This window comes from Variovorax sp. H27-G14 (genome assembly GCF_046156345.1).
In the GTDB taxonomy this organism is placed as follows: domain Bacteria; phylum Pseudomonadota; class Gammaproteobacteria; order Burkholderiales; family Burkholderiaceae_C; genus Variovorax.
This window is the reverse complement of sequence record NZ_JAYLVN010000023.1, coordinates 24,171-51,025: the sequence shown is the minus strand read 5'-3', so window position 1 is coordinate 51,025 and position 26,855 is coordinate 24,171. Positions and strand designations below refer to the sequence as shown.

Below are 26,855 nucleotides of genomic sequence, written 5' to 3'. Positions count from 1 at the left end.
CCTGGCACCTGCCCCGTGCAGCCCGCATGGCGGGCACCGCCCTCAGCGGCGGCATCGCTCTGTGGGTGTTGCTCGGTTACGCGATCAACGCGCCGGGCATGTGGCGCCCCGTGTCCGACCTGCCACCCACGCACCCCTACACCGCGCTCTGCCTGCTGATCCTCTCGGTCGCGCTGCTGCCCGGCAAGTCGACCGGGCTCCCCCGCGCGGTCGCGCGCGTCGCAGTGGTGGTTGCGCTGTGCCTCGTCGCAATCCGGCTGCTGGTGCCCCTGACCGGTAACACGCTCTTCAGCGCGTTGACGCCGTTCGCCGGCACGCTCGAATCGCAGCGGCAGGCCACCGGCAAGGGCATTGCGATGCCATTGAACGTGGCGTTGACCTTGTTGCTGCTGTGCCTCGGCGACATCGCAAGGCGCATGCGGTACTGGCTGGTGTCGCAGTTGCTGGCCACCGCCGCGCTGGCAATGCTCTTCGTGGCCTTCACCGGTTACCTGGGCGGCCTGCTGATCTTCAAGGGTGCGATGGCGCCCTTCACCGTGGCGGGCATCACGTCGCTGGCGCTGGCGCTTCTGCTGGCAACCTCGCGCCGGTCCTTCATGCGAGCCCTTACCGCGCGCTCGGAGCCGGGCCGCCTGGCGCGCCGCCTGCTGGGCAGCACGACATTGATACTGGCCGTCGGCGTGTGGCTCGTGGCCAAGCGCCTGCACAACCCCGGCATGCAGCTGCCTTCAGACGGCGTGCTGCTGATCTATCAAAGCGCATTCATCATCGGGTTGATCTGGGTGGTGGTCACCATCGGCACCGTGCGCGCCGACGGCGTGGACCGGCTGCGCGGCATTGCCGAACGCCTCACGCAGCGAGCGGCCGACCGTGACGCCCTCACCGGCCTGCTCACGCGCAACAAGATGATGCACATGCGCCGAAGCGCGACGCCCGCCGCGGTGTCGTGCGCCAGCGAGTTGCTCATCGACCTGGACGGCTTCAGGGCTGTCAATGAAGCCTTCGGCACCGAAGAAGGCGACCGCGTGCTGGTCGAGGTGGCAACGCGGCTGCGCAGTGTTGCCAGCGGCCACCCGGTGGGCCGCATCGGGGGCGACGAATTCGCCATCTACTGCGCGGACCTCACGGCCGACGAGGCCGAGGAGCTGGGCCATGCGGTCAGGCAGGCGCTGGCGCGGCCGTATGCGGTGCGCGGGCGCAGCTTTCGGCTGGCGGCCAGCGTAGGCACCGCCCACGCCAAGGAAACCGACGGCGCCAACCTGGCGCAAGCCGCCGACCAGGCCATGTATGTCGCCAAGGCCCGGGGCGGCAACCAGGCCGTGACCTTCGAGAACGCCATGCACGACCTGCGCAAGCAGGAGGTGGAGCTGGAGCAAGACCTGCATCAGGCGTTGATCAACGACGGCGAGCTCTGGCTTGCCTTCCAGCCCGTGGTGCGCGTGGCGGATCGCCAGATCGTGGCCGTGGAGTCGCTGGCGCGGTGGCGCCATCCGCGGCTGGGCGCCATTCCGCCCGACCGGTTCATTCTTCTGGCGGAACGCAAGGGGCTGATTGCGGCGCTGGGGCGCAAGCTGCTCGGCCTGGCGGTCGACCAGGCCGCGGCATGGGAGCAGGCGTCACCGGGCCAATGGCCCGTGATCAACCTGAACGTGTCGCCCGCGCAATTTGCCGCTGGCGACGTGGTGGCGGAGCTTCTGGCGCTCCTGGCACAGCAGGGCCTGCCGCCCGCACGCTTCTGCATCGAAGTGACCGAGGGCGTGTTCGCCGACGGCAACGCGGTGGCTGCGCTGGAGCGTGCGCGCCGGCACGGCTTCAAGGTGGCGATGGACGACTTCGGCGTGGGCTACTCCACGCTGTCGCAACTGCCTCGCATGCCCCTCACCTCGCTGAAGCTGGACCGCAGCTTCATCGTGAACGCCGGCGAGAGCGAGGGCGACGCCGCCGTGTTCAGCTCCATCGTTCAGCTCGCGCATGCGCTCAAGCTGCTGGTGGTCGCCGAAGGCGTGGAGACGCAGGCGCAGTTCGACCTGGCGGCCAGCTGCGATTGCGACGCCATTCAGGGCTACTTCATCGCGCGCCCCATGGCGCCTGCGGACTTCGACCGCTGGACAAGAGACGCGCTCGAAAGGCCCTCCTCCTCCACCGCCGCCGCCTCCTCCGCCGCCGCGCCAAGCTGCGCATAGCCGGCGAACGGATGCAGTCAATGCCGCAGGTTCATTCCCGCGCCGGCCGGCCCTGCGCACTCGCGCCCGTCAGAAACAGCTCGAAGCACAGCGCCAGAGTGCCTTCGTCGCAGGCAGCGCCCCGCGCCCATTCCGACAGCACGCCGACACCCATGGCGTGCAGGCACCGGCCGGCCTCCGACGGCGTCAGGCCGCCACGCAACTGAGCGCGCGCCTGCGCGATCTTCATCACGCGCACGAGCCGCACCACGCTGCGCGCCATGGTGTGTTCGACATGGGCTTGCGCACCGGGCGGCAGTTCCGGGCGCACACCAAGGCAAAGCGCCAGTTGCACCGAGCGCCATTGCATGGGGTCGTTCATGCACCGCGCCACCTGCGCGCACAGCTGCTCGCGCAGCAGCCGCAGCGGGTGGGCATGCGCCTGGTAGGCCGAGACATCGGCGCCGATGTCCAGCGGCCAGCGGCCTGCGTCCACCGCTTCAGCCACCAGCGCGGCCTTGTCCGCAAAGTGCCAGTACACAGCACCGCGCGTCACGCCCGCGCGGGCAGCCACGGCCTCCAGCGTGGTGGCGCGCACGCCGTCTTGCGCAAAGGCCGCGAGCGCGGCCTCCAGCAGCCGGGTGCGCGTGAGCGCGGCCTCGGCCTTGGTGTGCCTCGCCACGGTTTTTTCAGGGCTGCTTGTCAGTACTTGCCGCGGCCACCGGCGACCCCGTGTGCTCTACCCAGCCGCCGCCCAGCGTCTTGTAGAAGGTCACGAGGTTGGTGAAGCGCGAGAGCCGCGTGCTGATCAGGTTCTGCTGCGCGGTGTAGAGCGAGCGTTGCGAGTCGAGCACGCTCAGGTAGCTGTCCACGCCGCGCTTGAAGCGCGCGTCCGACAGGCGGTAGCTGTCTGCGGTGGCGTCCACCAGGGCCTGTTGCGCGGCAAGCTGTCGCCCCAGCGTGCCGCGCTGGGCCAGCGCATCGGACACTTCGCGGAACGCGGTCTGTATCGCCTTTTCGTACTGGGCCACGTAGATGTCGCGCTCTGTCCTGGCGATGGCCAGGTTGGCACGGTTCGCGCCGCCGTCGAAGATCGGCAGCGACACCTGCGGCGCAAAGCTCCAACTGCGCGAGCCGCCCTGGAACATGTTCGACAGGCTGGCGCTGGCGCTTCCCGCCGAGGCGGTGAGGCTGATGCGCGGGTAGAACGCGGCGCGCGCGGCGCCGATGTTGGCGTTGGCCGCCTTCAGGTCGCGCTCGGCCTGCAGGATGTCCGGGCGGCGTTGCAGCAGGTCCGACGGCAGCCCCGGCGGAATGCTGGCCAGCGGGCTGGCCGCGGCCGTGGCGGCATCGGGCAAGGCGTTCGGCAGCAGTTCGCCCGGCAGGTCTGCACCCACCAGCAGCACCAGCGCATTGCGGTCCTGCGCCACTTGGGCGGTGAACTTTTCCACGTCGACGCGCGCCGTTTCCACGCTGGTCTGCGCCTGGCGCAAGGTGAGCGCGGAGGCCACGCCCAGCTCGAAGCTGCGCTGGTTCAGCTTGTAGGTGTTGCCCTGGCTGGCCAGCGTGTCTTGCGCCAGCTTGAGCTGGTCCTGGTCGGCGGCCATGGTGAGCCAGGCGTTCGCCACTTCGGCCACCAAGGTGATCTGCGTGCTGCGGCGCGCCTCGGTGGTGGAGAAGAACTGCTCCAGCGCCTGCGCGTTGAGGCTTCGCACGCGGCCGAACAGGTCGAGCTCGTAGGCGCTGAAGCCCAGCGTGGCGCTGTAGCTGTGCGCCACCGTGGAAGCGCCCGATGCAGACAGGTCGCCCGGCGTTCGGCTGCCGTTGCCGCCGGCGCTCGCATTGACCGTGGGGAACAACGCGGCGTCTTGCACGCGGTACTGCGCGCGCGCCTTTTCGATGTTGAGCACCGCCACGCGCAGGTCGCGGTTGTTGGCCAGCGCCATGTCGATCACGCGCTGCAGCGCGGGGTCGGTGAACACATCGCGCCAGCCGAGCTCGGCCACGGGCGCGGTGGCCGTGCCACCGCTGCCACCGGGGTCACCTGCGAAGGTGGCCGGCACCGGCGCGGCGGGCTGCTGGTAGGCCGGCATCAGGCTGCAGCCCGCGAGCAAGGCGGCCAGTGCCACAGGAACGAAAGGAGCGAAAGGAACGAAAGGGAAAAACGGGGTAAGGATGAAGCGAGACATGTCTTGCACCTTCTTAAACGGCCGCGGCCGGTGGTTCGTGCGCAGGCGCCTCTTCGGGCGGCGCGGGCTTGCGCTGGAACAGGCCGCGCACAAGAACGAAGAAAAGCGGCACGAAGAAGATCGCGAGGATGGTGCCGGACAGCATGCCGCCGATCACCGCGGTGCCCAGCGCGTGCTGCGCGCCGGAGCCCGCGCCGCTGCCCAGCACCAGCGGCAGCACGCCAAGAATGAAAGCCAGCGAGGTCATCAAAATAGGGCGCAGCCGCATGCGCACCGCTTCCATCGCTGCCTCCACCAGGCTCATGCCCTGCTCGTGCAGGTCCTTGGCGAACTCGACGATCAGAATCGCGTTCTTCGACGCCAGGCCGATGGTGGTGAGCAGGCCCACCTGAAAGTACACGTCGTTCATCTTCCAGGTCAGGATGGCGCCCAGCAGCGCGCCGAACACGCCCAGCGGCACGACCATGATCACCGAGAACGGAATCGCCCAGCTCTCGTAGAGCGCGGCCAGGCACAGGAACACGATCAGGATCGACAGCGCATACAGCAGCCCCGTCTGCCCGCTCGACGCCTTCTCCTGGCGCGACAGGCCGGTCCATTCGTAGCCGATGCCCGGTGGCAACTGGGCCACGGCACGCTCCACGATGGCCAGCGCCTCACCGCTCGACGCAGTGCCCGGCTTGGCCATGCCCAGAATTTCCACCGACGGCACGCCGTTGTAGCGCTCCAGCCGCGGCGAGCCCGACTGCCAGCTGGCCTTGGCGAAGGAGGTGAAGGGCACCATGGTGCCGGCGCTGTTGCGCACGTACCAAAGGTCGATGTCCTCCGGCAGCATGCGGAACGGCGCATCGGCCTGCAGCAGCACCTTCTTCACGCGGCCCTTGTCGATGAAGTCGTTCACGTAGTTGCTGCCCCACGCGGTGGAGAAGGTCTGGTTCACGTCGCTCATGCTCAGGCCGAGCGCACCCACCTTGTGCGGGTCGATCTCCAGGCGAAATTCAGGCGTGTCTTCCTGCCCGTTGGGCCGCACCGCCACCAGGCCGTTCTCTTTCGAGAGCATGCCCAGCAGCTGGTTGCGCGCCTGCATCAACGCCGCGTGGCCCAGGTTGCCCTGGTCCTGCAGCATCAGGTCGAAGCCGGTGGCGTTGCCCAGCTCCGACACGGCCGGCGGCGAGAACGCGAACACCTGCGCGTCGCGAATTGCCGCAAACGCCGCGCTGGCCTTGGCCGCCACGCCCGTCACGCTCAGCGCTTCGGTCTTGCGCTCGTCCCACGGCTTGAGCTTGACGAACGCAATGCCGGTGTTCTGGCCGCTGCCCGCAAAGCTGAAGCCCGACACGGTGAACACACCGGCAACCGCATCTTTCTGGTCGACCAGAAAGTGGTGCTCCACCTGGCGAATCACGTCCTGCGTGCGCGCATCGGTGGCGCCCGGCGGCAGCTGAATGAGCGTGAACAGTGTGCCCTGGTCTTCGTCGGGCAAGAAGCCGACCGGCAGCTTCATGAAGCCGAACACCACCGCGGCCAGCAGCACGGCATAGATCGCCATGTAGCGCCAGCCCTTGCCCAGCATGTGCCGCACCACGCCCTGGTAGCGGTGGTTGCCGCGGTCGAAGCCGCGGTTGAACCAGCCGAAGAAGCCGGTGGTTGCCATGGCGTGGCCCTTTTTCACCGGCTTGAGCAGCGTGGCGCACAGCGCCGGCGTGAGCACCAGCGCCACCAGCACCGACAGCGTCATCGCCGCCACGATGGTGATGGAAAACTGCCGGTAGATCACACCCGTGGAACCCGCGAAGAACGCCATGGGCACGAACACCGCGGCCAGCACCAAGGCCACACCCACCAGCGCGCCGGTGATCTGCCCCATCGACTTGCGCGTGGCCTCCTTGGGCGACAGGCCTTCTTCGGTCATCACCCGCTCGACGTTTTCCACCACCACGATGGCGTCGTCCACCAGCAGGCCGATGGCCAGCACCATCGCGAACATGGTCAGCGTGTTGATGGTGAAGCCAAAGGCCGCCAGCACGCCGAAGGTGCCCAGCAGCACCACCGGCACCGCAATGGTGGGGATCAGCGTGGCGCGGAAATTCTGCAAGAACAAATACATCACCAGAAACACCAGCACGATGGCCTCGACCAGCGTCTTGACCACGTCTTCGATCGACAGGCGCACGAACGGCGTGGTGTCGTAGGGCTTGTTCACCTTCATGCCCTGCGGAAAGAACTTTTCCAGTTCCGCCACGCGCGCGTCGATGGCCTTCACGGTGTTCAGCGCATTGGCGCCGGTGGCCAGCTTGATGGCCAGGCCGGCGGCCGGCTTGCCGTTGTAGCGCCCCACGGTGTTGTAGGCCTCGCTGCCAAGCTCGATGCGGGCCACGTCGCGCAGGCGCACCTGCGAGCCGTCGGTCTGCGTGCGCAGCAGGATGTCTTCGAACTCCTCGGCGGTCTTGAGCCGCGTCTGCGAGGTGATGGTCGCGTTCAGCTGCTGGTTGCTCGCGGCGGGCAGGCCACCCAACTGGCCGGCGGACACCTGTGCGTTCTGCGCCTGGATGGCGGTGCTCACGTCCAGCGGTGTCAGCTTGAAGTTGGAGAGCTTGTTCGGGTCGAGCCACACGCGCATGGCGTACTGGGAGCCGAACAGCGTGGTGTCGCCCACGCCCTCCACGCGGCTGAGCGCGTCCTGCACATTGGCCGCCACATAGTCCGACAGGTCGGAGCCGTTCATGCTGCCGTCTTCCGACGTGAACGCGAGCACATTCAGAAAGTTGGCGGCCGACTTGGTGACCGTCACGCCCTGCTGCTGCACTTCTTGCGGCAGCAGCGGCGTGGCCAGCGAGAGCTTGTTCTGCACCTGCACCTGGGCTGTGTCGGGGTTGGTGCCGTTCTCGAAGGTCAGCGTGATGGTGACCTGGCCGGAGGCCTCGCTGGTCGAGGCCATGTAGCTGAGCCGGTCCAGCCCCTTCATCTTCTGCTCGATGACCTGGGTGACGGTGTCTTCCAGCGTCTTGGCGGAAGCGCCCGGGTAGCTGGCGGTGATGGCGACGGCGGGCGGCGCGATGCTGGGGTACTGCGCAATCGGCAGCGTGAAGATGGACATCACCCCGGCCAGCATCACGATGATGGCGAGGACCCACGCGAAGATGGGGCGGTCGATGAAAAAGCGTGCCATGGGAGTCTTTCCGGCCGATCAGTTCGCGGCGATCTTCGGCGCTGAGGCGGGCGCGCCGGGTGCCTGCGGTGCCGGTGCGGGCTTGGGTGCCCACGGTGTGGTCTTCACCTGCGCACCGGGCGTGGCGCGCTGCTGGCCGTCCACCACGAGCTGGTCGCCGGCCTGGATGCCGCTGCGCACCAGCCACTGGTCGCCCACCGTGCGGTCGACCTCCAGCACGCGTCGCTGCAGCTTGCTGTCGCTGCCCACCACATAGGCGGTCGGCTTGCCGGTGCCGTCGCGCGTCACGGCCTGTTGCGGAACCAGCAGGCCCTGCGCCTTCACGCCTTCCTGCAGCACCGCGCGCACATACATGCCGGGCAGCAGCACGGCGTCGGGGTTGGGGAACACGGCGCGCAGCGTGATGGCGCCGGTGTTCTGGTCCACGGTAACGTCGGAGAACTCGAGCCGGCCTGGCAGCGGGTAGGCGCTGCCGTCTTCCAGCATCAGCTGCACCTTGGCCGCATTGGCGCCCACCTTCTGCAGGTCGCCGCTGGCCATGGCCTGGCGCAGGCGCAGCAGCGAGGCGCTGGGCTGCGTGACGTCCACGTAGATGGGGTCGAGCTGCTGAATGGTCGCCAGCGCGGTGCTCTGGCTGGCCGTGACCAGCGCGCCCGGCGTCACGCTCGACTTGCCGATGCGCCCGGAAATGGGTGCGTCGACACGTGCATAGGCCAGGTTGATGCGGCTGGTCTCCACATTGGCCTTGGCCGAGGCCACGTCGGCCTCGCCTTGGCCCAGCGAGGCGGCCGCGTCGTCGTAGTCCTGCTGGCTGACGGCCTGAATGGCCACCAGTTCCTTGTAGCGCTCGGCCTTCAGCCGGGTCGTCTTCAGGCTGGCCTGTGCCTTGGCCAAGGCCGCCACGTTGCTGTCGTAGGCGGCCTTGTAGGTGGCGGGGTCGATCTGGTAGAGCGCGCTGCCCGCCTTCACGTCGCTGCCTTCGCGGAAGTTGCGCGTCTTGACGATGCCGTTGACTTGCGGGCGCACATCGGCAATCAGATAAGGCACGGTGCGCCCGGGCAGCTCGGTGCTGAGCGCCACGGACTGCGGCTGCACGGTGACGACACCGACGGTCGGCATGCCCTGCGCGGGCGGCGCGCCTCCGGGAGGCTTGCCGCAGGCGGCGAGCAGGCAGGCAGCGCACACCGCTGCGGCAAGGGTCGCGCTATAGGTCATGACAGGACGCATGAGAGTTCTCTCCAGAAAAACGAAGGCACAGGGACCGAGCGGCACCGCTAAATCAGAATTAACAATACCGTACCGTTCAGTAATGTGCCTTGACGCCAGCGGGCCGTCAAGCAATACTGAACGCTATCGTTCAGAAATAAAGGAGGCCCGAGGTATGAGAGTCAAAACGGAGGCGAAGCGCGAAGCCATCATCGAAGCGGCCGCGCAGGCGTTTCAGGAGCTGGGTTTCGAGGGCGCGTCAATGACCGACATCGCGGCCCGCGTGGGCGGCTCCAAGGCCACGCTGTACGGCTACTTCAGCTCGAAGGAAGAGCTTTTCGTCGAGGTCACGCACGAGGCGGCACGGCACCATTTCGAGCCCATCTTCGCGGCGCTGGAACAGGAGCACGACGACGTGCGCAAGGCCCTTCAGCGCCTGTCGGAGCGAACCTTGACGGTGCTGTGCGGGGAGCAGGCCATTCGGGCGCGCCGCGCGATCATTGCGGAGTCAGGCCGCAGCGACATCGGCCTGCGCTTCTTTCAGAACGGGCCGCAGAAGGGCCTGGACGAGCTGGCGGCTTTTCTCGACAAGCAGATGGCGCGCGGCAAGGTGCGCCAGTGCGACCCGCTGGTGGCCGCGCGCCACCTCACTGCGCTGCTGGATTCGGAAACCGTGACACCCGTGCTTTTCGGCCTGGAGAAGAAGCTCTCGCAAACGGCCCTGCGCCAAGCGGTGAGCCGGGCGCTGGACGCGTTCATGCGCGCTTACGGCGCGGATGGCTCCGACGGCACCAAGCGCGCGTCCTGAAGCCCCGGCAGACACGCGCGCAGTTACTCGCGAAGACACTCACGCAGACACTCGCGAAGATAGGGCGCGGTGCGGCTCGCTTTCACCTGTGCCACATCGCGCGGCGTGCCGGTGGCCACGATGCGCCCGCCCTCCCCGCCCGCACCCGGCCCCATGTCGATCACCCAGTCGCAGGCCGCGACCCAGCGCATGTCGTGCTCCACCACGATGACGGTGTTGCCCGCGTCCACCAGCCCGTTGAGTTGCGCCATGAGCTTGTCCATGTCCGCAGGGTGCAGCCCGGTGGTCGGCTCGTCGAGCACGTACAGCGTGTCGCCGCGTTGCGCGCGCTGCAACTCGGTGGCCAGCTTGATGCGTTGCGCCTCGCCGCCCGACAGCTCGGTGGCCGGCTGGCCAAGCCGCAGGTAGCCCAGGCCGATGGCGCGCAGCAGGCGCAAGGCCCGCTCCACGGCCGCGTCAGCCTCGAAGAACACATGCGCTTCGTCCACCGTCATGCCCAGCACGTCGGCAATCGATTTGCCGCGCAGTTTCACTTTCAGCGTCTGCGGGTTGAAGCGCGCGCCGTGGCAGGTGGGGCACGGCGCGTACACGCTGGGCATGAAGAGCAGCTCCACGCTGACAAAGCCTTCCCCCTCGCACGCGGGGCAGCGGCCCTTGGCCACGTTGAACGAGAAGCGCCCGGCGTCGTAGCGGTGCTTGCGCGCGGCCGGCGTGGCCGCGAACAGCTTGCGCACAGCGTCGAACAGCCCGGTGTAGGTGGCCAGGTTGGAGCGCGGTGTACGGCCGATGGGCTTCTGGTCGACCTGCACCAGCCGACGGATGCCGTCCATGCCCTGCACGATGCGCCCGCCTGATCGCTCGACCACGGACGGCGCGCCACTGGCCTCTTCGTCGGCCTCCGGTGGCTCGTGGCCCAGGTGCGCCGACACCAGCTCGACCAGCGCCTGCGTCACCAGGCTCGACTTGCCCGAGCCAGACACACCGGTCACCGCGCTCAGCACCCCCAGCGGAAACGCCGCGGACAAGCCGCTCAAGTTGTTGCGACGAATGCCGGTCAGCTTGAGCCAGCCAGTGGGCGTGCGAACCGCTCGCGTGCGCGACGCTGCATCGGGCTCGGCAAAGAGATAACGCGCGGTGTGCGAGCCCTGCACGTTGCGCAGGCCCTCCGGCGGCCCGCTGTACAGCACCACGCCGCCCTGCTCGCCCGCATCGGGCCCGACGTCGACCAGCCAGTCGGCGCGGCGCATCAGCGAGAGGTCGTGTTCCACCACAAAGAGCGAATTGCCCGCGCGCTTGAGCATGTCCAGCGCCACCACCAGTGCCTCGCCATCGGCCGGATGCAGGCCGGCGGAAGGTTCGTCCAACACGTACACCACGCCGAACAGGTTGGAGCGAATCTGCGTGGCCAGCCGCAGCCGCTGCAACTCGCCGGGCGACAGGGTCGGCGTGCGCCGGTCGAGCGACAGGTAGCCCAGGCCCAGGTCGAGCAAGGTGCGCACGCGCTCCAGCAGGTCATGGCAGAGGCGCTGCGCCGCGATGCGTTTTTCTTCCGCATGCCCGGCCAGCTTGCCGGCCGCGATGGGCGCCAGCACGCGGGCGAGTTCGTTCAGCGGCATCTGCGAGATGTCGCCGATGTCGTGCCCCGCCACGCGAACCGACAGCGACGCCTTCTTCAGCCGCTTGCCTTTGCAAGACGGGCACAGCGCGCCCACCATGAAGCGGGACACGCGGTTTTTCATGAGCGCGCTTTGCGTGGTGGCGAAGGTGTGCAGCACGTACTTGCGCGCGCCGATGAAGGTGCCCTGGTAGCTGGGCGCCATGTTGCTGCGCACGGCGGCGCGCGTCTCGGCCGGGGTGAAGCCGGCGTACACGGGGGCGGTGGGCTGCTCGTCGGTGAACAGAATCCAGTCGCGCGCTTTCTTCGGCAGGTCGCGCCAGGGTGTGTCGACGTCGTAGCCCAGCGTGACCAGAATGTCGCGCAGGTTCTGGCCGTGCCAGGCCGGAGGCCAGGCGGCGATGGCGCGCTCCCTGATGCTCAGCGAGTCGTCGGGCACCATCGATTTTTCCGTCACTTCGTAGACACGGCCCAGGCCGTGGCACTCCGGGCAGGCGCCCTGCACGGTGTTGGGCGAAAAGTCTTCCGCGTACAGCATGGGTTGGCGCGCGGGGTAGTCGCCGGCCCTGGAATACAGCATGCGCAGCAGGCTGGACAGCGTGGTGACGCTGCCCACCGACGAGCGCGCGCTGGGCGTGCCGCGTTGCTGCTGCAGCGCCACGGCGGGCGGCAGGCCTTCGATGCTGTCGACGGCCGGCACGCCGACCTGGTCGATCAGCCGCCGCGCATACGGCGCGACCGATTCAAGGTAGCGCCGCTGGGCTTCGGCGTACAGCGTGCCGAACGCGAGGGACGATTTGCCCGAGCCGGAGATGCCGGTGAACACCACGAGCGCGTCGCGCGGGATGTCCACATCGACGTTCTTGAGGTTGTGTTCGCGCGCGCCGCGCACGCGCACAAATCGGCTGGCGGGGTGCGAGGGATCAAGCACAGGCTCTGGGTGCCGATCGTCCATGGGCGGCTGCGCGCGCGGCGGCTTGATTGGCGGTGTTCGCTTCATGGGGCCGTTCGCAATAACGTGGTGGGCAGCCACAGTGCCCGTGTCTGTGTTCGTGCTCTGTCGGACGCTGCCCCGTTCGCGGGCTTGGTGGGTGTCCTACGGTGCGGCGGCGCGCCGCTGGTCGATCACGTGCTGCAGGGCGGCCTCCATGGTGGGCCAGTTGGCGAAGAGATAGAGCTTTTCCTGGTCGTCGAAGCGGGCGCCAAACTCTGCCAATGTGGCGGCGAAGCTGGTGGGGCTGCCCAGGAGAGCGGGTTGCAGGTGACCGGAAGGCGAGGGGCAGTGGCCGACGGCGCACCCGAGTTTGGCGGCCAGGGCCTGCGCGCGCTCGGAGCCGCTGGGAGGTGGAAGAAGCATTGGCGCATTTTCGCTGCGTGGGCGCCTCTTTTCGTGTTCGTTTCTCGCAGCTTGAAACTATTTACTTTCTAGGCGGGTTCGGGTTCAGTTCAGGGCGCGTGCACAGGCCGCCGGGTACTCCCCTCCGCGAATGTCCCCCGGGCTTCGCCCTCCTCCTTTATTTCGCTGCGGGGAGCACCCGACGCCCTGTGCACTGGGGCACGCTGCTGGTGATCGCGCGATCAACCACGGCTCTGTCCAACGCTCACGCCGATGGGGTGCCTTGCGCAGCGAAATAAAGGAGGAGGGGCGAAGCCCCGGGGGACATTCGCGGAGCAAGGCACCCCGTCGGCGTGAGCGTCGCCCTGAACAACGACCGTCAAAAACACGCAACCCCTCGGGCCCATCGCCTACCCGGCTTCGCGTGCGGGGATGACCAACACCCCCCGCCCCACGCAGAACAGTCGGCGCTCCACCACCAGGAGCAAACATGCCCCCCTACGAAGTACACGGACTGGACACCGACGCAGATCCGATCGTGGCCAGCGCCAACCGAAGCGGCGTGTCATGGGGCGCCATCTTTGCCGGGGCAACCGGCGCAGCGTCTCTGTCGCTCATCCTGCTGTTGTTGGGAACGGGTCTGGGCATGTCGTCGATCAGCCCATGGACCAACCAAGGCGCCAGCGCCACGGCCATCGGCATTGCGACCATTCTGTGGCTCACCTTCACGCAGATCGCCGCGTCGGGCATGGGCGGCTATCTGGCCGGACGGCTGCGCACCAAATGGGATGGCGTGCACACCGACGAGGTGTACTTTCGCGACACCGCCCACGGCTTCCTGGCCTGGGCCGTCGCCACGCTGCTGACGGTCGCGCTGCTGGGGTCCGTGGTCAGCTCGATCGTGGGGGCCGGCGCGCAAGCCGGTGCCACCGTGGTCGGCGGTGCCGCCACCGCAGTCACGGCCGCCGGTGCAGGAGCGGCCGGTGCCGCAGGCTCGCGGGCCGAGTCAGACGCAGGCCCGGGCGGCATGAACTACTTCATCGATTCGCTGTTTCGTCGTGACCCGAACGGTGCTGCACCAGCCACCACTACCGCCCCTGACGGCACGGCCGCGCCCGGCGCCACCAATGCGGAGGTCAGCCGCATCTTCCTCAACAGCATTCGCACCGGCGCGTTGCCACCTGACGACGCGAAGTACGTGGCATCGGTGATCGCGCAACGCACCGGCCTCAGCCAGGCCGATGCCGAGAAGCGCGTCAACGACACCTATGCCAAGGCCCAAGCCACGTTGAAGGAGGCGCAGGCCAAGGCGAAGGAAGCCGCAGACGCCGCACGCAAGGCGTCTGCCTACGGCGCGCTGTGGCTGGTGATCTCCATGCTCATCGGCGCCTTCGTTGCGAGCTTCGCGGCCACCTATGGCGGCCGCCGTCGCGACCTTTGAACGACTTCCACTTTCAAGGAGAACCCCATGCGCTCGCTTCTGCTGCTTTTTCTCGGCGTGCCGATTCCGGTCATCATCCTGATCGCACTCTTCTTGCACTGAACCCTGTCCGATGACCGCAGCGACCTGGGACTTGATGATCGGCGCGCTGCTGATCCTGATGGCGCTGTCGGGCACTCTGCTCAAGACCCTGCCCATCAGCGCCGCGGCGCTCTACATGGGCCTGGGCTTCGCGGTGGGGCCGGGGGGCTTCAACCTGGTGAAGCTCGGTATCAAGGCCGACGCGGCGCTGATCGAGACCATCACCGAGGTCGCGGTGCTGGTCTCGCTCTTTGCAGTGGGCCTGCGGCTTCGCATTCGCAGGCAGGTGTCGAGCTGGGTGCAGCCGGTGCTGCTTGCCACGCTGGGCATGGTCATCACCATCGCGCTGATGACGCTCGCCGGCCTCGCGCTGCACCTGACGCTGGCGGCCGCTTTGCTGATGGCCGCCATCCTTGCGCCGACCGACCCGGTGCTGGCGTCCGACGTGCAGGTGAAGCATGAGAACGACCAGGACGACCTTCGCTTCGGCCTTACCGCAGAAGGCGGCCTGAACGACGGCGCCGCCTTTCCGTTCGTGATGCTGGCGCTCGGTTTGGCAGGCGCACATGGGATGAGCACTGCGGGCCTCGGCACCGCAGGGCTGCGCTGGCTCGGGCTGGACGTCGTGTGGGCCATTGGCGGTGGCCTGGCGCTGGGCTGGACCTGCGGCGCGGCATTCACTCGGCTCGTGCTCTTTCTGCAGGCCGAGAAGAAGCAGGCGCTTGGCATGGAGAGCTTTCTGGCGCTGGGGCTGATCGCGTTGACGTACGGCATCGCGTTGCATGCTTCGGTCTATGGTTTTCTGGCGGTCTTCGTGGCCGGGCTGAGCATGCGCAACGTCGAGCGCGCGGTGGAGGCCGAGGCTGCGCATGCGCGCACCGCGCCGATGCCGCCCCGGGCTAAAGTGGTGGCCGTTGCACAGGCCAAGACTGCCGACGACATGACGCGCGACGTGCTGGCGTTTGCGAAGGAGCTGGAGAAGTTCGTGGAGCTGGCGGCCATGCTGCTCATCGGGTGTCTGCTGCGCGCGGAGATGCTGACGCTCAAGAACGTTTTGATCGCTGCCTTCCTCATCGTGGTTGCCAGACCTGTGGCGATCTATATCGCCACGCTGGGCGGGCGCTGGACGGCGTCGCAGCGTCGGCTTGGCGCGTGGTTCGGCATTCGCGGCGTGGGCTCCATCTACTACCTGGCCTACGCCTCGACGCATGGCGCTCCTTCCTCCGAAATCGGCGCCATCGGCAGCACGGTGCTTGTCACCGTGGCGCTCTCGGTGGTCGTGCACGGCATATCGGCCACGCCGCTCATGAGCATTTACCAGGCTGCGACGCAGCGCAGGCATTGAGATTGAAGTCATTCATGGCTCGTGCACAGGCCGCCGGGTACTCCCCTCCGCGAATGTCCCCCGGCCTGCGGCCTCCTCCTTTATTTCGCTGCGTGGAGCACCCGACGCCCTGTGCACCTGGGCGCGCTCTGAGTGATCGCACGATCAACCACTGCACTGTCCAACGCTCACGCCGATGGGGTGCCTTGCGCAGCGAAATAAAGGAGGAGCGAAGCGGGGGACATTCGCGGAGCAAGGCACCCCGTCGGCGTGAGCGACGCCCTGAACGACCCAGTTCGCTGCTCGAAGCAACACAGCAACCGCGGCACAAAGGAACAGCCACGCGCATGCGGCATCATGACGGCCTCGCGCCAAAACGAAGCGCAAAGGAGGAGCTCCCTTGACGATCATCGGTATCGACCTTGGCACCACGCACAGCCTGGCCGCCATCTGGAAAGACGGCCGCCCCCACCTGGTGGTGAACGCGCTGGGCGCCTACCTCACGCCCTCGTGCGTCAGCCTCGACACAGACGGCAGCGTGCTGGTCGGCCAGGCCGCACGCGACCGGCTGCAAACGCACCCGCAGCTGACCGCCTCGCTGTTCAAACGCTACATGGGCAGCGACAAAACCTTTGCGCTGGGCACGCGCAGCTTTCGCGCGGAAGAACTGTCGTCGCTGGTGCTGCGCTCTCTCAAGGCCGACGCCGAAGCCATGCTCGGCGAGCCGGTCACCGAAGCCGTCATCACCGTGCCCGCCTACTTCTCCGACAGCCAGCGCAAGGCCACGCGCATCGCAGGCCAGCTCGCCGGCTTGCAGGTCGAACGGCTGGTCAACGAGCCCACCGCCGCTGCATTGGCCTACGGCCTGCACCAGGACGAAGACGCCACCCAGTTTCTGGTGTTCGACCTGGGCGGCGGCACCTTCGACGTGTCGATCCTCGAAATGTTCGAGGGCGTGATGGAAGTGCGCGCCACGGCGGGCGACAACTTTCTGGGCGGCGAAGACTTCGTCAACGAGATCGTGCAGCTCTTCTTCGCCGAGACCGGCCTGCCCGAATCCGCCCGAGAAAACGGCAGCTTCATGCAGCAACTGGTGGCACGCGCAGAGCTGGCCAAGCGCGCACTGTCGGACAGCGAAAGCGCCACCCTCACGCTGCACTGGCAAGACCGCGAACACACGCTCGCGCTCACGCAGGAGCGCTTTCGCGCCATCAGCGAGCCGCTGCTGGCGCGGCTGCGTGCGCCGGTGGAGCGCGCGCTGCGCGATGCGAGCATTCGCGCGGGCGACATCGACAACGTGGTGCTGGCCGGCGGCGCCACCCGCTCGCCCATCGTGCGGCAGATGGTCACGCGCATGTTCGGTCGCTTTCCCGCGATGGACATCAACCCCGACGAAGTGGTGGCGCTCGGCGCCGCCGTCATGGCCGGCCTGAAGGCGCGCGACCAGGCGCTCAAGGAAGTGGTGATGACCGACGTGTGCCCGTACACGCTGGGCGTGGAAACCGTGCACCGCATGCCCGGCGGCGGCGAGGTGGACGGCTATTTCTCGCCCATCATCGAGCGCAACACCGTCGTGCCGGCCAGCCGCGTGAAAAGCTACGTGCCGGTGCGCGACGGCCAGCGCATGCTGAGCCTGGAAATCTTTCAGGGCGAGGCACGGCTGGTGCGCGACAACATCAAGCTGGGCACGCTCGAAGTGCCGCTGCCCGGCGGCCCGCGCGACCAGGCCAGCGTGGAGGTGCGCTTCACCTACGACGTCAACGGCCTGCTGGAAGTGGAGGCGACCGTGGTGGCCACGCATGAAGTGCACCGGCTGGTGATACAGGGCAACAGCGGCGTGCTGAGCGACATGGAGATCGCCGCGCGCCTGCAGCAGCTGGCCGAGCTCAAGATCCACCCGCGCGACAAGGCCGAGAACCGCGCGCTGGTGGCGCAGGCCGAGCGCGTGTTCCAGCAGCTGCGCGGCGACGCACGCGAACGGCTGGGCGACGAAATTTCGCGCTTCGAACTCATGCTCGAGTCGCAGGAAGAACGGCAGATTCGCCCGGCGCGCGAGCGGCTGCGCAAGGCCGTGGGCTTCTTCGAGCGCGACAGCCACTTCGACCCGGACTTCGTGTTTTGAGCGCCGGCATGTTGTTGAGCGCTGCCTTCGAGCGGCTCGGCATCGCGCCGACCCGCGACCTCAAGACCATCAAGCGCGCCTACGCCGTGGCGCTGAAGGCCATCGATCAGGCCACGGAGCGCGAAACTTTCGAGCGGCTGCGCCAGGCCTATGAGCAGGCGCTGGCCTGGGCCACGCGTGTGGACGATGCGGAAGATGCGGACGCTGAAGGTGACGAGGGCGATAAGGACGATGAGGACGAAGACGAGGACAGTGAGCAGGAGGTCGATCACGGCGACCAACGCGCGCCCGACATCGCCCTGCCCGCTGCGCCGCAGCCCGATCCTCGTCGCATGGATGCGCCCCCGCCACCCACCGAGCCCACCGCAGCGCCGCCTGTCGTTCCCGCGCCCGTCACGCCAGCCCCCGACGAAGCTCGCCAGGCGCTGCGCCATTGGACCGACCAGCTGCGCAACGCACCGCCCGCAAGCGTCGCGGCCGTGCTCGAAGCGGCCCTGGCCGACGCGCGGCTGCTGCACCTCGACAGCCACGCACAGCTGGAGGCCCGCATTGCCGATCTGCTGCACACCGACCCCACCGGCCGCGCCGTGCTGTTCGACACCGCAGCCGCCCGCTTCCACTGGACCGATCGCAATGCCCGCCCCTTCGCGAGCACCGACGCCGCGCACTGGATCTCGCGCGTGATCAACCAGAGCCTGCAGTGGCAGGCGCAGAAGTCTTCGACCATCGATTTGCAGCTCAAGGCGCTCGACACGGTCGCGAAGGTGGCCTCGCCCGACGCCGAACAAACGCGCCGCTTTGCAGAGGTTCTTGCCGACATGGCCGGTGACTTTCCCGACTGGTTCGCGCTGCACCTCGGCACGCAAGGCCACGCCCATCTGCCGGCTTGGCAAGCGGTCAACGCAAAGCTCGCGCCGCAGTGGGCGCGGCAGGTCGAGCGAAAGGAGCGCTACTTCGGCACGCGCAAAAAGACCGTCAGCACGCTGGTCGGCGCCTTCTTCGTGCTGCTGCTGGTCACTGCCGTGCTGTCGGGCGTGATGAACCGCATGCTCGCCAACCATGCACCGCCGGCAGTGGCCGCGGCCACCGGCAAGCCCGGCAAGCCCGGCGTGGAGGCGCCTGCCGCCGCGCCCGAGCCGGTGCTGGCCTATGAGTTCACCGGCGCCGTGACGCGCGACAGCTGCGAGAGCGCCGAGGAATTTGTGCACGAGTCCAACTGGCTGGAGATCGACGACAGCGATGCGGTCGCGCTGCTGGCCACCCGCGCCATGCGCTGCCAGGACAAGGGCCTGTGGTCGCGCAAGGCCGACACGCTCATGACCTGCCTGCGCGCCGAGCGTGCCGCGGCGTTGGGCGCGGGCCGGCCAGAGAATTTGCCGCGCTGCCTGCCGCCCAAGGCGGGAAGCTCGTAGACGGCTTCAGAGAAAAATACGACATGCCATTCGTCCATTCATCGCTCGCTGCGGCTTTCGGAGAAGGGAGACGAAGTACCCAACGGCGCGAGCGCGCCTTGAAACAGAAAATCCGAACTGACGAGGACTGCATCCGCATGTTTTTTTCCCGCAAACCGAAGCCGCCCAATGCGCGGCTCATTCAGCTTCACGAGTACCTCGACCTGCTACAGGGAGGCACCGAAGATCACGCCGCGAGCGATGCCGTCAAGCGCAGTGCCATCGCGCTGGCGCACAGCCTGCGTGATCCTCTGAAATTGAAGGCCTGGGCTGCGCCCGAGCCGGCGCAGGTCTTCGCCCGCTTCTCCAAGGCGCACGACGCGCTGCTGGTGCATGTGCCGCTCGGCATCGCCGATTGCTTCTTCATCGCCATCTACAAAGGCGCCGAACCCGACGCGCAGGAATACCTTTTGTTCGACATTGGCGCGGAGTACCAAACGCCCATGCTGCAGTGCCCCGATTTCGGCATCGCGGAGCCGGCGAACGAAGCCAACATTCGCCGCTGCATGCCGTTTCTGCAAGAAAACACATCCGCATTCGCCATCATCGAACTGCGCGGCGGCACTTACATGCAGGTGTTCGTCGACCACAAGGGCTTTCATCTGGAGCACCAGTTGGTCAACACCGGCACGCACTACAGCAGCGCCGAGCCCGTCAGCGCCCAGGTGGCCGCAGACACGCTGTTGTCCTATGCCTGCGGCAAATACGAGTGGGCCTACAGGCGCTGGGAGCGGCTCGAACTGTAGGCCGCAGACACCGCACGCCGACCGCTCCACAATCCGTGTCTTTGTTCGTTTCCCCAACCTGAAGGAAATCACCATGGCAAAAGCCTACTGGGTCAGTGCATACCGTGCCGTCAACGACGCCGACAAACTCGCGGCCTACGCCAAGCTGGCCGGCCCCGCCATCACTGCGGGCGGCGGTCGCTTTCTGGCGCGCGGGCTGCCGGCGCAGACGTACGAGTTCGGCCTGGCCCAACGCACGGTGCTGATCGAGTTCGACAGCGTCGAACAAGCCAAGGCCGTGCACGACAGCCCCGACTACCAGGCCGCGCTGGATGCCCTGGGCGACGGTGCCGAACGCGATCTGCGGATCATCGAAGGCGTCTGAGCCGCGTCCACAGAACCGCCAAGCGCCCGACCCCCCGACCCGGAGACCCGCATGAGAAAACTCAAAGTCATGGCGCACGTCTCGCTGGACGGCGTGGTGCAAACCTCCGGCGAAGACGGCTTCCCCTACGCCGACTGGACCGCGCCCTATCGCACGCCCGAGGGCCGGAACGAGGTGTTCGCGGCGCAGGGCGCGCGCTTCGATCTGCTGCTGGGGCGGCGCACCTACGACATGTGGTCGGGCTTCTGGCCCAAGGCGCCGAGCAGCCCGATGGCGGACGCACTGAATGCGGCCACCAAGCATGTGGTGACCCACCGCCCTGAAAGTCTGGCGTGGGGTCCGTTCCAAGGCATGGGGCCGGACATGGTCGACGGTGTCACCCGCATCAAGTCGCAGGCCGGGCCGGACCTGGTGCTGTGGGGCAGCTCCACGCTGACGTCGGCGTTGTTCGAGCACGGGCTTGCGGATGAAGTGACCTTGGTGGTCTATCCGGTGCTGTTGGGCACCGGGAAGCGCCTCTTCGCACAGGGCACGCCGGCACGCGCGTTCGAGCTTGTCAGCACGAAGGCCTTGCGGTCGGGTGTCGTCGTCAGCGCCTACAAGTTCGCTGGGGCTTTGAAGGCCGCTTAGTCAGCGGCAAGCTCGAAGCGAGGCGCGAGCGCCCTGCCCCCGTTCGACAACAACCGGCCGATGTCCTCGCACGCTGGTCAAGGCCTCATCTCCTGGACAACATGCCGAAACTCGACCATCTGACGGTCATCGCCCCTTCCTTGGAAGAGGGTGTTGCACACATTCGATCCTGCCTCGGCGTGGACATCGCGTTCGGCCGCAAGCACGCCCACATGGGTACGCACAATCATCTGTTGTGCTTGGGTGACGGCATATACCTCGAGGTGATTGCCATCGATGAAGACGCACCGCGCATCGCTGGCCCCAGGTGGTTCGGTCTCGACGATCGCGCGGGTGTTCGCAAAGCGTGGGATGCAGGCAAGCGCCTGCGCGGCTGGGTGGCGAGCACGGATCACTTTGAGCGTCACATGGCCGAGCACGCATCGAGCTATGGCGAGCGAAGACAGTTCCAGGGCGGCACGTCGAGCTACTTTTTCTCGGTCCCCATGGACGGGGCACTGCCGCTGGACGGCGTGGCACCTTCGTTGATCGACCGCCAAGGCCAAAGGCCGTCTCTGCCGCCAGAAGCGCAAAGGGGCTGCTCGCTGCTCTCGTTCGCCATCGAACACCCCGATGCCATGAAAACAGAAGGCCTGTACCGGGCCCTGAACATTGTTGGCTCGCCTGCCGTGGTTCAAGCTGAGGTGTTCAGGTACACCGCCACGATTCAAACGCCTGCGGGAGTCAGGGTACTCACTTGACCGACCTGCAGCTCACGATGCAGGCGGGAGTCGGCAAGCGCCTCTTTGACAAAGCCGCCGTACGTACGCAGCGGCCGGCCCAGCATGGCCTGCAGGTGTTCCACCGCGCCTTTCGCACCGTGCATGCCGTGCTTCTGAATGCCGGCCATCATCAGGCGCATGTCGTAGGCGAGCCAGGACGGTGCCGATGTGGCCATCTGTGCTTCGAAGGCCGCCACGTCGTCTCCGCCGTAAGTCACTTCGCGGCCGAGCGCGGCGCTCCAGATTGCGGCAATCGATTCGCCGGTCAACAGCTCGGGCCCGACCAGCTCCAGGGTCTTGCGCGGTGAAGGCGTGGGCGCGCGGTCGCGGCGCAGCAGTTCCGCGACGGCGGCGTCCGCAATGTCGCGCGCATCGATCATCGCGACGCCCGCCGAGCCGATCGGCATCGGGTACACGCCGTGGCCCTGAATCACCTGTTGGACCATGCGCTCGTTCTGCATGAAGTAGGCCGGCCGCAGCATGGTCGCCGGCATGTCGAGGCTCTCGATCATGCGCTCGACTGTGTGCTTGCCGGTGAAGTGCGGCACATCGGTGAACTTGTCCGCATGGATGACCGACAGGTAGACGATGCGCTCGATGCCTGCCTCGCGCGCCAGGTTCAGCGCGACGAGGGCCTGCGTCACTTCGTCGGGCGTGACGGCGTTCAGCAGAAACAGCGTGCGCACCGACGCGAGCGCCGAGCGCAGAGACGGCACGTCGGTCAGGTCGCCCACGACCTCCTTCACGCCGGCCGGAAAGCTGTGCTTTGCGGGTGTGCGAACCAACGCGCTGACTTGCGCGCCGGCAGAGGCCAGGCCTTGAACGACGAGGGAACCGATGGTGCCGGTGGCACCGGTGACAAGAATGCTCATGAAAATCTCCAGGGGTTGAGGGGGAACGGATTGGCGGGGTTTGAGGGGTCGGAAGGCTCAGAGAGACAAGAAGCGATCAGCGCGAAAAGTCCGCAACGGCCTTGCCCATGCGAGGGCCTGTGCGGTTGCGTTCGATGGCTGCGGGGATGTCGCTGAAGCCCACCACTTCACCGAGCGTCGAGATCAGCGTGCCTTGGGCGATTTCCGCCGCCAGCCGCTCCAGAAGGAGGGTGTCCAGCTGGTTCACGAACCACAGGCCGCGACGGCCGCTCGGCGTGCGCGCAAGAATGTCGGGCGACGACGTGCCGACGATTGCGCCGTCTTTCGCCAGCACCTGCCATGAGCGATCGAGCACTTCACCGCCGACGTAGTCGAGCACCAGGTCGATGCCCTGCACGACCGATTCGAAGCGCTGGGTGCGGTAGTCGATGACGTGGTCCGCGCCCAGGCTGCGAACGTGGTCGACGTGCGCGGTGGCTGCGGTTGCAAATACCTCGGCGCCTGCCCTCTTGGCGTACTGCACGGCATAGCCGCCCAGGCCTCCCGCTGCGCCGTGAATCAGGATTCGCTGGCCTGCAAAGACAGGTCCGGCAAGGTGCAAGCTGTGCCAGCCCGCCACGGCGGCCACGGGCACGCTGGCCGCCTGCGTGTCGCTCAGGCCGTGCGGCGTGCGTACCAGGTTTGCCTCGTCGACCGCCACGAACTCGGCATAGGCGCCCAGCCCGCCGAGCGGCCCCATGACACGGTCGCCCACCTGAAAGCGCGAGCTGCCCGGCCCGACCGCATCGACGACGCCCGCGAGTTCGATGCCCAGCACGGCGGGCAGTTGAAGCGGAAAAGCCTGCTGAACAAGGCCGTCACGAACCTTCCAGTCGATGCCGTTCACGCCGGCGGCCCGAACCCTTACCAGAACCTGGCCCTGTCCGGCTGCGGGCCGGGCGATCTCGGCGACCTCGGCGGCGGCGGCACCGCCATAAGCCCGGATCAGGACTGCACGTTGGGTGGTGGTCATTTCAAATTTCCTCATGTTCAAGTTGCGATGAAGAGAAGGTTAGGCCGTTGCATCGGTAAAACGAAGATGCAAAAATGAAGACACCTCGTTTCAAAATTGGAACACTGCAGCGCAACGGATGGACCTGAACACATGGACCTCAACACATGGACCTGAATGCATTGACCGACTTCGCGCTGGTCGCGGCGAACGGAGGCCTTGGCAAGGCAAGCCGCGCGAGCGGGCGATCGAAAGCGACCCTGTCCCGGCGCATCGCGGAGCTGGAAGAGCAACTCGGCGTGCGGCTCATCGAGCGCAGCGCGCGCGGGCTCAAGCTCACCGAGGCCGGCCAGATGCTGATGGACCGCACCGAAGCGCCCATGCACGAGGTGGCCGACGCCATGACTTCCGCGCGCGAGGGCTTGTCCGTGCCGCGCGGGCGCTTGCGGGTGGCTTCGCCGGTGCTGTTCTCCCAGTTGGCGATGGGCCGCATCGGCGCCGAGTTCTGCGCGGCTTACCCCGACGTGTCTTGCGAGGTGGTGGCCGACGATCGGCTGGTCGATCTGGTCGAGGAACAGTTCGACGCCGCGATCCGCATCAATCCAAGCCCCGACAGCAGCCTGGTGGGCCGGTGCTTTGCCAAGGACCGCATGGTGGTGGTGGCTGCGCCCTCCGTGCCCATGCCGAGCGCGGGCAAGGTCAGCCCCGTTCCAGCCATCGTGTCCACGAGTTTCGAGCCCACGAACTGGACGCTCGACAACGGCCGCCTGGTGCTGGAGCCGATGCCGAGGCTGCGACTTTCCTCATTCCTGATGATTCGCGACGCCGCGGTCGCAGGCGCCGGCACCGCGCTGATGCCGCAGTCCATTGCGTGGGCCCAACTGACGCGCGGAGAGCTGGTTCAGTGGGGCATGGTCTCGGGCGTGGAGGTCGCGCTCTGGGTGCTGCACACGTCGCGGCGGCTTCCCGCGCCCAAGGTTCGGGCGTTTGTCGATTTCATGTGCGAGCGGTATCCGCAGGGGTCGCTCGTGCTGAACGGCTAGAAGTTTGCGCCGGGCCCCTGCGCCGAACCCCCTTCGCCAAACCTCAACGCACAACCGCCGTCAGCTCCCGCACCAGATCGACGAACACCCGAAGCCCGGCCGGCACATGCCGGTGGCCCGAGTAGTACAGGCTCAGGCCGGGCGATGGCGGCGTCCAGTCTTCCAGCACGCGCACCAGCTGGCCTGAGGCCAGGTGGTCGGCCACTGCCCAGTCGGCCACGTAGCCGATGCCCATGCCGTTGACGGCGGCACGCACGATCAGCGTCTGGTTGTCCAGCGTGAGCGTGCCGGGCACGTCCACCTCGAAGACCTCACCGTTTCTTTCGAACTCCCAGCGGTAGATGGCACCGGCGGCAAGCCGCGCGCGAATGCAGTTGTGCGCGGCCAGCCCGTCCGGGTGGGTGGGCCGCTCCCGGCCCTCGAAGTACGCCGGCGACGCCACCACGGCATGGCGCAACGGCGGGCTGCAGGGCACGGCAATCATGTCTTGCGGCACGTTCTCGGTGAAGCGAATGCCGGCGTCGAAGCCGGCCTTGACGATGTCGACCAGGCGCCCGTCGGTCACCAGTTCCACCGCCATGTCCGGGCAGCGCCGCAGAAACTCCCCGACGATGGGCACCAGCACCAGGCGCGCCGCCCCCTCCGAGGTGTTGATGCGCAGCGTGCCGACGGGTTTTTCGCGAAAGGCATTGGTCGCGTCCATGGCCGCGGCCAGTTGCCGCAGCGCGGGCCGCACCCGCTCCAGAAAGTCTTCGCCGGCCTGGGTGAGGGCCACGCTGCGCGTGGTGCGGTGGAACAGGCGCACGCCCATCTGCTCTTCGAGCCCCGCCACCGACTGGCTCAGCGCCGAGGGCGACACACCCAGTTCCGCCGCCGCCTTGCGAAAGCTGCGGTGCGCGGCCACGGCCACCACGCCATCGAGTTCAGACAGACCGTTGCGCTTCATGCGGGCTCCAATTGTTTTGCATGGCTAACCAAGCCGTGCGAAATTATCTGGCTAGTCGAATCAATCGCCGAATCCTAGAGTCCGTTCCACCCCCACACAACGCCTGTTTCACGGGCAAAGGAACTGACAAATGAACGTCTTCGAACAACTCTTCATCGGCGGCCGGCGCACCGATTCGCTTGGCGGCCCAATGCTCGCGCTGCACTCCCCGCATGACGGCAGCCTCGTCGGGCGCACGCGCGCCGCCAGCACCGCCGACATCGACGCGGCCGTGGCCGCGGCGCGCACCGCCTTCAACGGCGGCGACGGTGCCTGGCCCACCATGGCGCCGGCCGAGCGCCGCGCGGTGCTCGCGCGTTTCAGCCGACTGCATGCCGAGCAGGCCGAGGCGTTTGCGCAGCTGGTCTCGCGCGAAAACGGCTCGCCGCTGTGGTTCACCCGCCTGCTGCACGGCGGCATCGAAGCGCAGAGCGAGGCCTACCTGCAGGCGGCCGACAACTACCCGTGGGAGGCCCGCATGCCCGGCCAGGGTTTCGGGCAGACCGTGTGGCGTCGCGAACCCGTGGGCGTGGTCGCGGCCGTCATTCCGTGGAATGCGCCGCACCAGTCCGCGCTGGCCAAGCTGTTTCCGGCGCTGCTGGCCGGCTGCACGGTGATCCTGAAGCTGGCGGAAGAAACCGCGCTGGACGGCCAGTTTCTGGGCGAACTGTTCACCCAGGCCGGCCTGCCGCCCGGCGTGCTGAGCATCGTGGCCGCCGACAAGACCGTCAGCGAATACCTGGTCAGCCACCCCGGCGTGGACAAGGTGGCCTTCACCGGCTCCACCGCCGCGGGCCGGCGCATTGCCGCCATTGCCGGCGGCCAGCTCAAGCGCTTCAGCCTGGAGCTGGGCGGCAAGTCTGCCGGCATCGTGCTGGACGACGCCGACGTGCCGGCCTTCGCCATGAACATGGTGCTGGCCGCCTTTGCCAACAACGGGGAATCGTGCGTGGCCAAGACGCGGCTGCTGGTGCCCTTCGAGCGCCACGACGAGATCGTGGCCGCGCTGGTGGCCGTGGCTTCGCAACTGAAGGTGGGCGACCCGTCGAGCCCGCAAACCGTCATCGGCCCGCTGGTCTCCAAGGCGCAGCAGGCGCGCGTGGCCGGCTACATCGAGCTGGGCATCGCCGAAGGCGCGACCCTGGCGATGGGCGGCCCTGGCGTCCCTGAAGGCCTGGATGGCCAGGAAGCCCTGAACCGAGGCAACTACGTGCGGCCCACGATCTTCAGCAACGTGAACAACGCGATGCGCATTGCGCGCGAAGAAATCTTCGGGCCCGTGCTGTGCGTCATTCCCTATGACGGCGTGGAAGACGCCATTCGCATCGCCAACGACTCCGACTACGGGCTGGGCGGCCAGGTCTGGACCCGCGACCCGGCACGTGGCCTGGCGGTGGCCCGCCGCATTCGCACCGGCACCTTCGAGGTGAACGCCGCCGCGCCGGATTTTCGGGCGCCCTTCGGTGGCTACAAGCAAAGCGGCATGGGCCGCGAGTTTGGCGCGGAAGGGTTGGGCGAATACGTGCAGCACAAATCCATTGCGATTTGAAAGCGCTTTG

The 26,855-nt window shown here is 67.4% G+C and carries 21 protein-coding genes; 12 read left to right on the top strand and 9 right to left on the bottom strand.

Going from position 1 to position 26,855, the window contains the following annotated elements; genetic code table 11:
- Window positions 1-26 precede the first annotated feature (26 nt).
- Window positions 27-2,183, top strand: coding sequence for a putative bifunctional diguanylate cyclase/phosphodiesterase (locus VLK31_RS31865; RefSeq protein WP_409172495.1), 2,157 nt, complete (start codon window positions 27-29; stop codon window positions 2,181-2,183).
- A 31-nt stretch (window positions 2,184-2,214) separates the two neighbouring features.
- On the opposite strand, the gene VLK31_RS31860 is transcribed toward VLK31_RS31865, so the two are convergent.
- From VLK31_RS31860 to VLK31_RS31845, 4 genes are read right to left on the bottom strand one after another with little or no spacing between them, the layout of a single operon-like run.
- Entirely contained in the window at window positions 2,215-2,844 is a 630-nt protein-coding gene (locus VLK31_RS31860) for a TetR family transcriptional regulator (RefSeq protein ID WP_409172494.1), read from the bottom strand.
- A gap of 7 nt (window positions 2,845-2,851) precedes the next feature.
- Entirely contained in the window at window positions 2,852-4,351 is a 1,500-nt protein-coding gene (gene adeC, locus VLK31_RS31855; protein ID WP_409172493.1) for an AdeC/AdeK/OprM family multidrug efflux complex outer membrane factor, read from the bottom strand.
- A gap of 13 nt (window positions 4,352-4,364) precedes the next feature.
- A complete protein-coding gene (locus VLK31_RS31850; RefSeq protein WP_409172492.1) occupies window positions 4,365-7,520 on the bottom strand; it encodes an efflux RND transporter permease subunit in 3,156 nt (1,051 codons plus the stop codon).
- A gap of 18 nt (window positions 7,521-7,538) precedes the next feature.
- Window positions 7,539-8,747, bottom strand: coding sequence for an efflux RND transporter periplasmic adaptor subunit (locus tag VLK31_RS31845; protein WP_409172491.1), 1,209 nt, complete (start codon window positions 8,745-8,747; stop codon window positions 7,539-7,541).
- Between the two features lie 154 nt (window positions 8,748-8,901).
- On the opposite strand from VLK31_RS31845, the gene VLK31_RS31840 reads away from it, so the two are divergent.
- The gene (locus tag VLK31_RS31840; protein WP_409172490.1) at window positions 8,902-9,534 is read left to right on the top strand and encodes a TetR/AcrR family transcriptional regulator C-terminal domain-containing protein; all 633 of its coding nucleotides are present in this window, start codon (window positions 8,902-8,904) and stop codon (window positions 9,532-9,534) included.
- Between the two features lie 23 nt (window positions 9,535-9,557).
- Here VLK31_RS31840 and VLK31_RS31835 read toward each other — a convergent pair whose 3' ends face one another.
- Complete coding sequence (locus VLK31_RS31835; RefSeq protein ID WP_409172489.1) at window positions 9,558-12,104, bottom strand: excinuclease ABC subunit A; 2,547 nt, start codon at window positions 12,102-12,104, stop codon at window positions 9,558-9,560.
- A 141-nt stretch (window positions 12,105-12,245) separates the two neighbouring features.
- The gene (locus VLK31_RS31830; protein WP_409172488.1) at window positions 12,246-12,506 is read right to left on the bottom strand and encodes a hypothetical protein; all 261 of its coding nucleotides are present in this window, start codon (window positions 12,504-12,506) and stop codon (window positions 12,246-12,248) included.
- Window positions 12,507-12,975: 469 nt separating this feature from the next.
- Here VLK31_RS31830 and VLK31_RS31825 point away from each other — a divergent pair, with 469 nt between their 5' ends.
- The 8 genes from VLK31_RS31825 to VLK31_RS31790 all read left to right on the top strand — a co-directional run bounded on the left by VLK31_RS31825 (window position 12,976) and on the right by VLK31_RS31790 (window position 21,384).
- Window positions 12,976-13,926, top strand: coding sequence for a hypothetical protein (locus VLK31_RS31825; RefSeq protein WP_409172487.1), 951 nt, complete (start codon window positions 12,976-12,978; stop codon window positions 13,924-13,926).
- A gap of 112 nt (window positions 13,927-14,038) precedes the next feature.
- A complete protein-coding gene (locus VLK31_RS31820; RefSeq protein ID WP_409172486.1) occupies window positions 14,039-15,352 on the top strand; it encodes a cation:proton antiporter in 1,314 nt (437 codons plus the stop codon).
- A 379-nt stretch (window positions 15,353-15,731) separates the two neighbouring features.
- On the top strand, window positions 15,732-17,453 hold the full coding sequence (locus tag VLK31_RS31815; protein ID WP_409172485.1) for a molecular chaperone HscC: 1,722 nt from the start codon (window positions 15,732-15,734) through the stop codon (window positions 17,451-17,453).
- A gap of 8 nt (window positions 17,454-17,461) precedes the next feature.
- Complete coding sequence (locus VLK31_RS31810; protein WP_409172484.1) at window positions 17,462-18,865, top strand: hypothetical protein; 1,404 nt, start codon at window positions 17,462-17,464, stop codon at window positions 18,863-18,865.
- A gap of 137 nt (window positions 18,866-19,002) precedes the next feature.
- Window positions 19,003-19,650 (top strand): hypothetical protein, encoded by a 648-nt coding sequence (locus tag VLK31_RS31805; protein ID WP_409172483.1) that lies wholly within the window; start codon window positions 19,003-19,005, stop codon window positions 19,648-19,650.
- 73 nt (window positions 19,651-19,723) lie between these two features.
- Complete coding sequence (locus VLK31_RS31800) at window positions 19,724-20,014, top strand: DUF1330 domain-containing protein (protein ID WP_409172482.1); 291 nt, start codon at window positions 19,724-19,726, stop codon at window positions 20,012-20,014.
- 51 nt (window positions 20,015-20,065) lie between these two features.
- A complete protein-coding gene (locus VLK31_RS31795; RefSeq protein WP_409172481.1) occupies window positions 20,066-20,644 on the top strand; it encodes a dihydrofolate reductase family protein in 579 nt (192 codons plus the stop codon).
- A gap of 101 nt (window positions 20,645-20,745) precedes the next feature.
- Entirely contained in the window at window positions 20,746-21,384 is a 639-nt protein-coding gene (locus VLK31_RS31790) for a VOC family protein (RefSeq protein WP_409172480.1), read from the top strand.
- On the opposite strand, the gene VLK31_RS31785 is transcribed toward VLK31_RS31790, so the two are convergent.
- The gene (locus VLK31_RS31785; RefSeq protein WP_409172479.1) at window positions 21,351-22,277 is read right to left on the bottom strand and encodes an NmrA/HSCARG family protein; all 927 of its coding nucleotides are present in this window, start codon (window positions 22,275-22,277) and stop codon (window positions 21,351-21,353) included. The two genes, VLK31_RS31790 and VLK31_RS31785, sit on opposite strands and share 34 nt — an antisense overlap.
- Before the next feature lie 76 nt (window positions 22,278-22,353).
- A complete protein-coding gene (locus tag VLK31_RS31780) occupies window positions 22,354-23,289 on the bottom strand; it encodes an NADP-dependent oxidoreductase (RefSeq protein WP_409172478.1) in 936 nt (311 codons plus the stop codon).
- 146 nt (window positions 23,290-23,435) lie between these two features.
- Between VLK31_RS31780 and VLK31_RS31775 the strand changes: the two genes are divergently transcribed.
- Window positions 23,436-24,311, top strand: a complete 876-nt coding sequence (locus VLK31_RS31775) for a LysR family transcriptional regulator (protein ID WP_409172477.1) — start codon at window positions 23,436-23,438, stop codon at window positions 24,309-24,311.
- A gap of 43 nt (window positions 24,312-24,354) precedes the next feature.
- Here VLK31_RS31775 and VLK31_RS31770 read toward each other — a convergent pair whose 3' ends face one another.
- Complete coding sequence (locus VLK31_RS31770) at window positions 24,355-25,257, bottom strand: LysR family transcriptional regulator (protein WP_409172476.1); 903 nt, start codon at window positions 25,255-25,257, stop codon at window positions 24,355-24,357.
- Window positions 25,258-25,387: 130 nt separating this feature from the next.
- Here VLK31_RS31770 and VLK31_RS31765 point away from each other — a divergent pair, with 130 nt between their 5' ends.
- The gene (locus tag VLK31_RS31765) at window positions 25,388-26,845 is read left to right on the top strand and encodes an aldehyde dehydrogenase (protein ID WP_409172475.1); all 1,458 of its coding nucleotides are present in this window, start codon (window positions 25,388-25,390) and stop codon (window positions 26,843-26,845) included.
- Window positions 26,846-26,855 lie beyond the last annotated feature (10 nt).

Coding starts and splice junctions, on each gene's coding strand:
- VLK31_RS31865 (WP_409172495.1), top strand. CDS start 27: ATGGCGGGCACCGCCCTCAGCGGCGGCATCGCTCTGTGGGTGTTGCTC.
- adeC (WP_409172493.1), bottom strand. CDS start 4,351: ATGTCTCGCTTCATCCTTACCCCGTTTTTCCCTTTCGTTCCTTTCGCT.
- VLK31_RS31850 (WP_409172492.1), bottom strand. CDS start 7,520: ATGGCACGCTTTTTCATCGACCGCCCCATCTTCGCGTGGGTCCTCGCC.
- VLK31_RS31845 (WP_409172491.1), bottom strand. CDS start 8,747: ATGCGTCCTGTCATGACCTATAGCGCGACCCTTGCCGCAGCGGTGTGC.
- VLK31_RS31840 (WP_409172490.1), top strand. CDS start 8,902: ATGAGAGTCAAAACGGAGGCGAAGCGCGAAGCCATCATCGAAGCGGCC.
- VLK31_RS31835 (WP_409172489.1), bottom strand. CDS start 12,104: ATGGACGATCGGCACCCAGAGCCTGTGCTTGATCCCTCGCACCCCGCC.
- VLK31_RS31830 (WP_409172488.1), bottom strand. CDS start 12,506: ATGCTTCTTCCACCTCCCAGCGGCTCCGAGCGCGCGCAGGCCCTGGCC.
- VLK31_RS31825 (WP_409172487.1), top strand. CDS start 12,976: ATGCCCCCCTACGAAGTACACGGACTGGACACCGACGCAGATCCGATC.
- VLK31_RS31820 (WP_409172486.1), top strand. CDS start 14,039: ATGACCGCAGCGACCTGGGACTTGATGATCGGCGCGCTGCTGATCCTG.
- VLK31_RS31810 (WP_409172484.1), top strand. CDS start 17,462: ATGTTGTTGAGCGCTGCCTTCGAGCGGCTCGGCATCGCGCCGACCCGC.
- VLK31_RS31805 (WP_409172483.1), top strand. CDS start 19,003: ATGTTTTTTTCCCGCAAACCGAAGCCGCCCAATGCGCGGCTCATTCAG.
- VLK31_RS31800 (WP_409172482.1), top strand. CDS start 19,724: ATGGCAAAAGCCTACTGGGTCAGTGCATACCGTGCCGTCAACGACGCC.
- VLK31_RS31795 (WP_409172481.1), top strand. CDS start 20,066: ATGAGAAAACTCAAAGTCATGGCGCACGTCTCGCTGGACGGCGTGGTG.
- VLK31_RS31790 (WP_409172480.1), top strand. CDS start 20,746: ATGCCGAAACTCGACCATCTGACGGTCATCGCCCCTTCCTTGGAAGAG.
- VLK31_RS31785 (WP_409172479.1), bottom strand. CDS start 22,277: ATGAGCATTCTTGTCACCGGTGCCACCGGCACCATCGGTTCCCTCGTC.
- VLK31_RS31780 (WP_409172478.1), bottom strand. CDS start 23,289: ATGACCACCACCCAACGTGCAGTCCTGATCCGGGCTTATGGCGGTGCC.
- VLK31_RS31775 (WP_409172477.1), top strand. CDS start 23,436: ATGGACCTGAATGCATTGACCGACTTCGCGCTGGTCGCGGCGAACGGA.
- VLK31_RS31770 (WP_409172476.1), bottom strand. CDS start 25,257: ATGAAGCGCAACGGTCTGTCTGAACTCGATGGCGTGGTGGCCGTGGCC.
- VLK31_RS31765 (WP_409172475.1), top strand. CDS start 25,388: ATGAACGTCTTCGAACAACTCTTCATCGGCGGCCGGCGCACCGATTCG.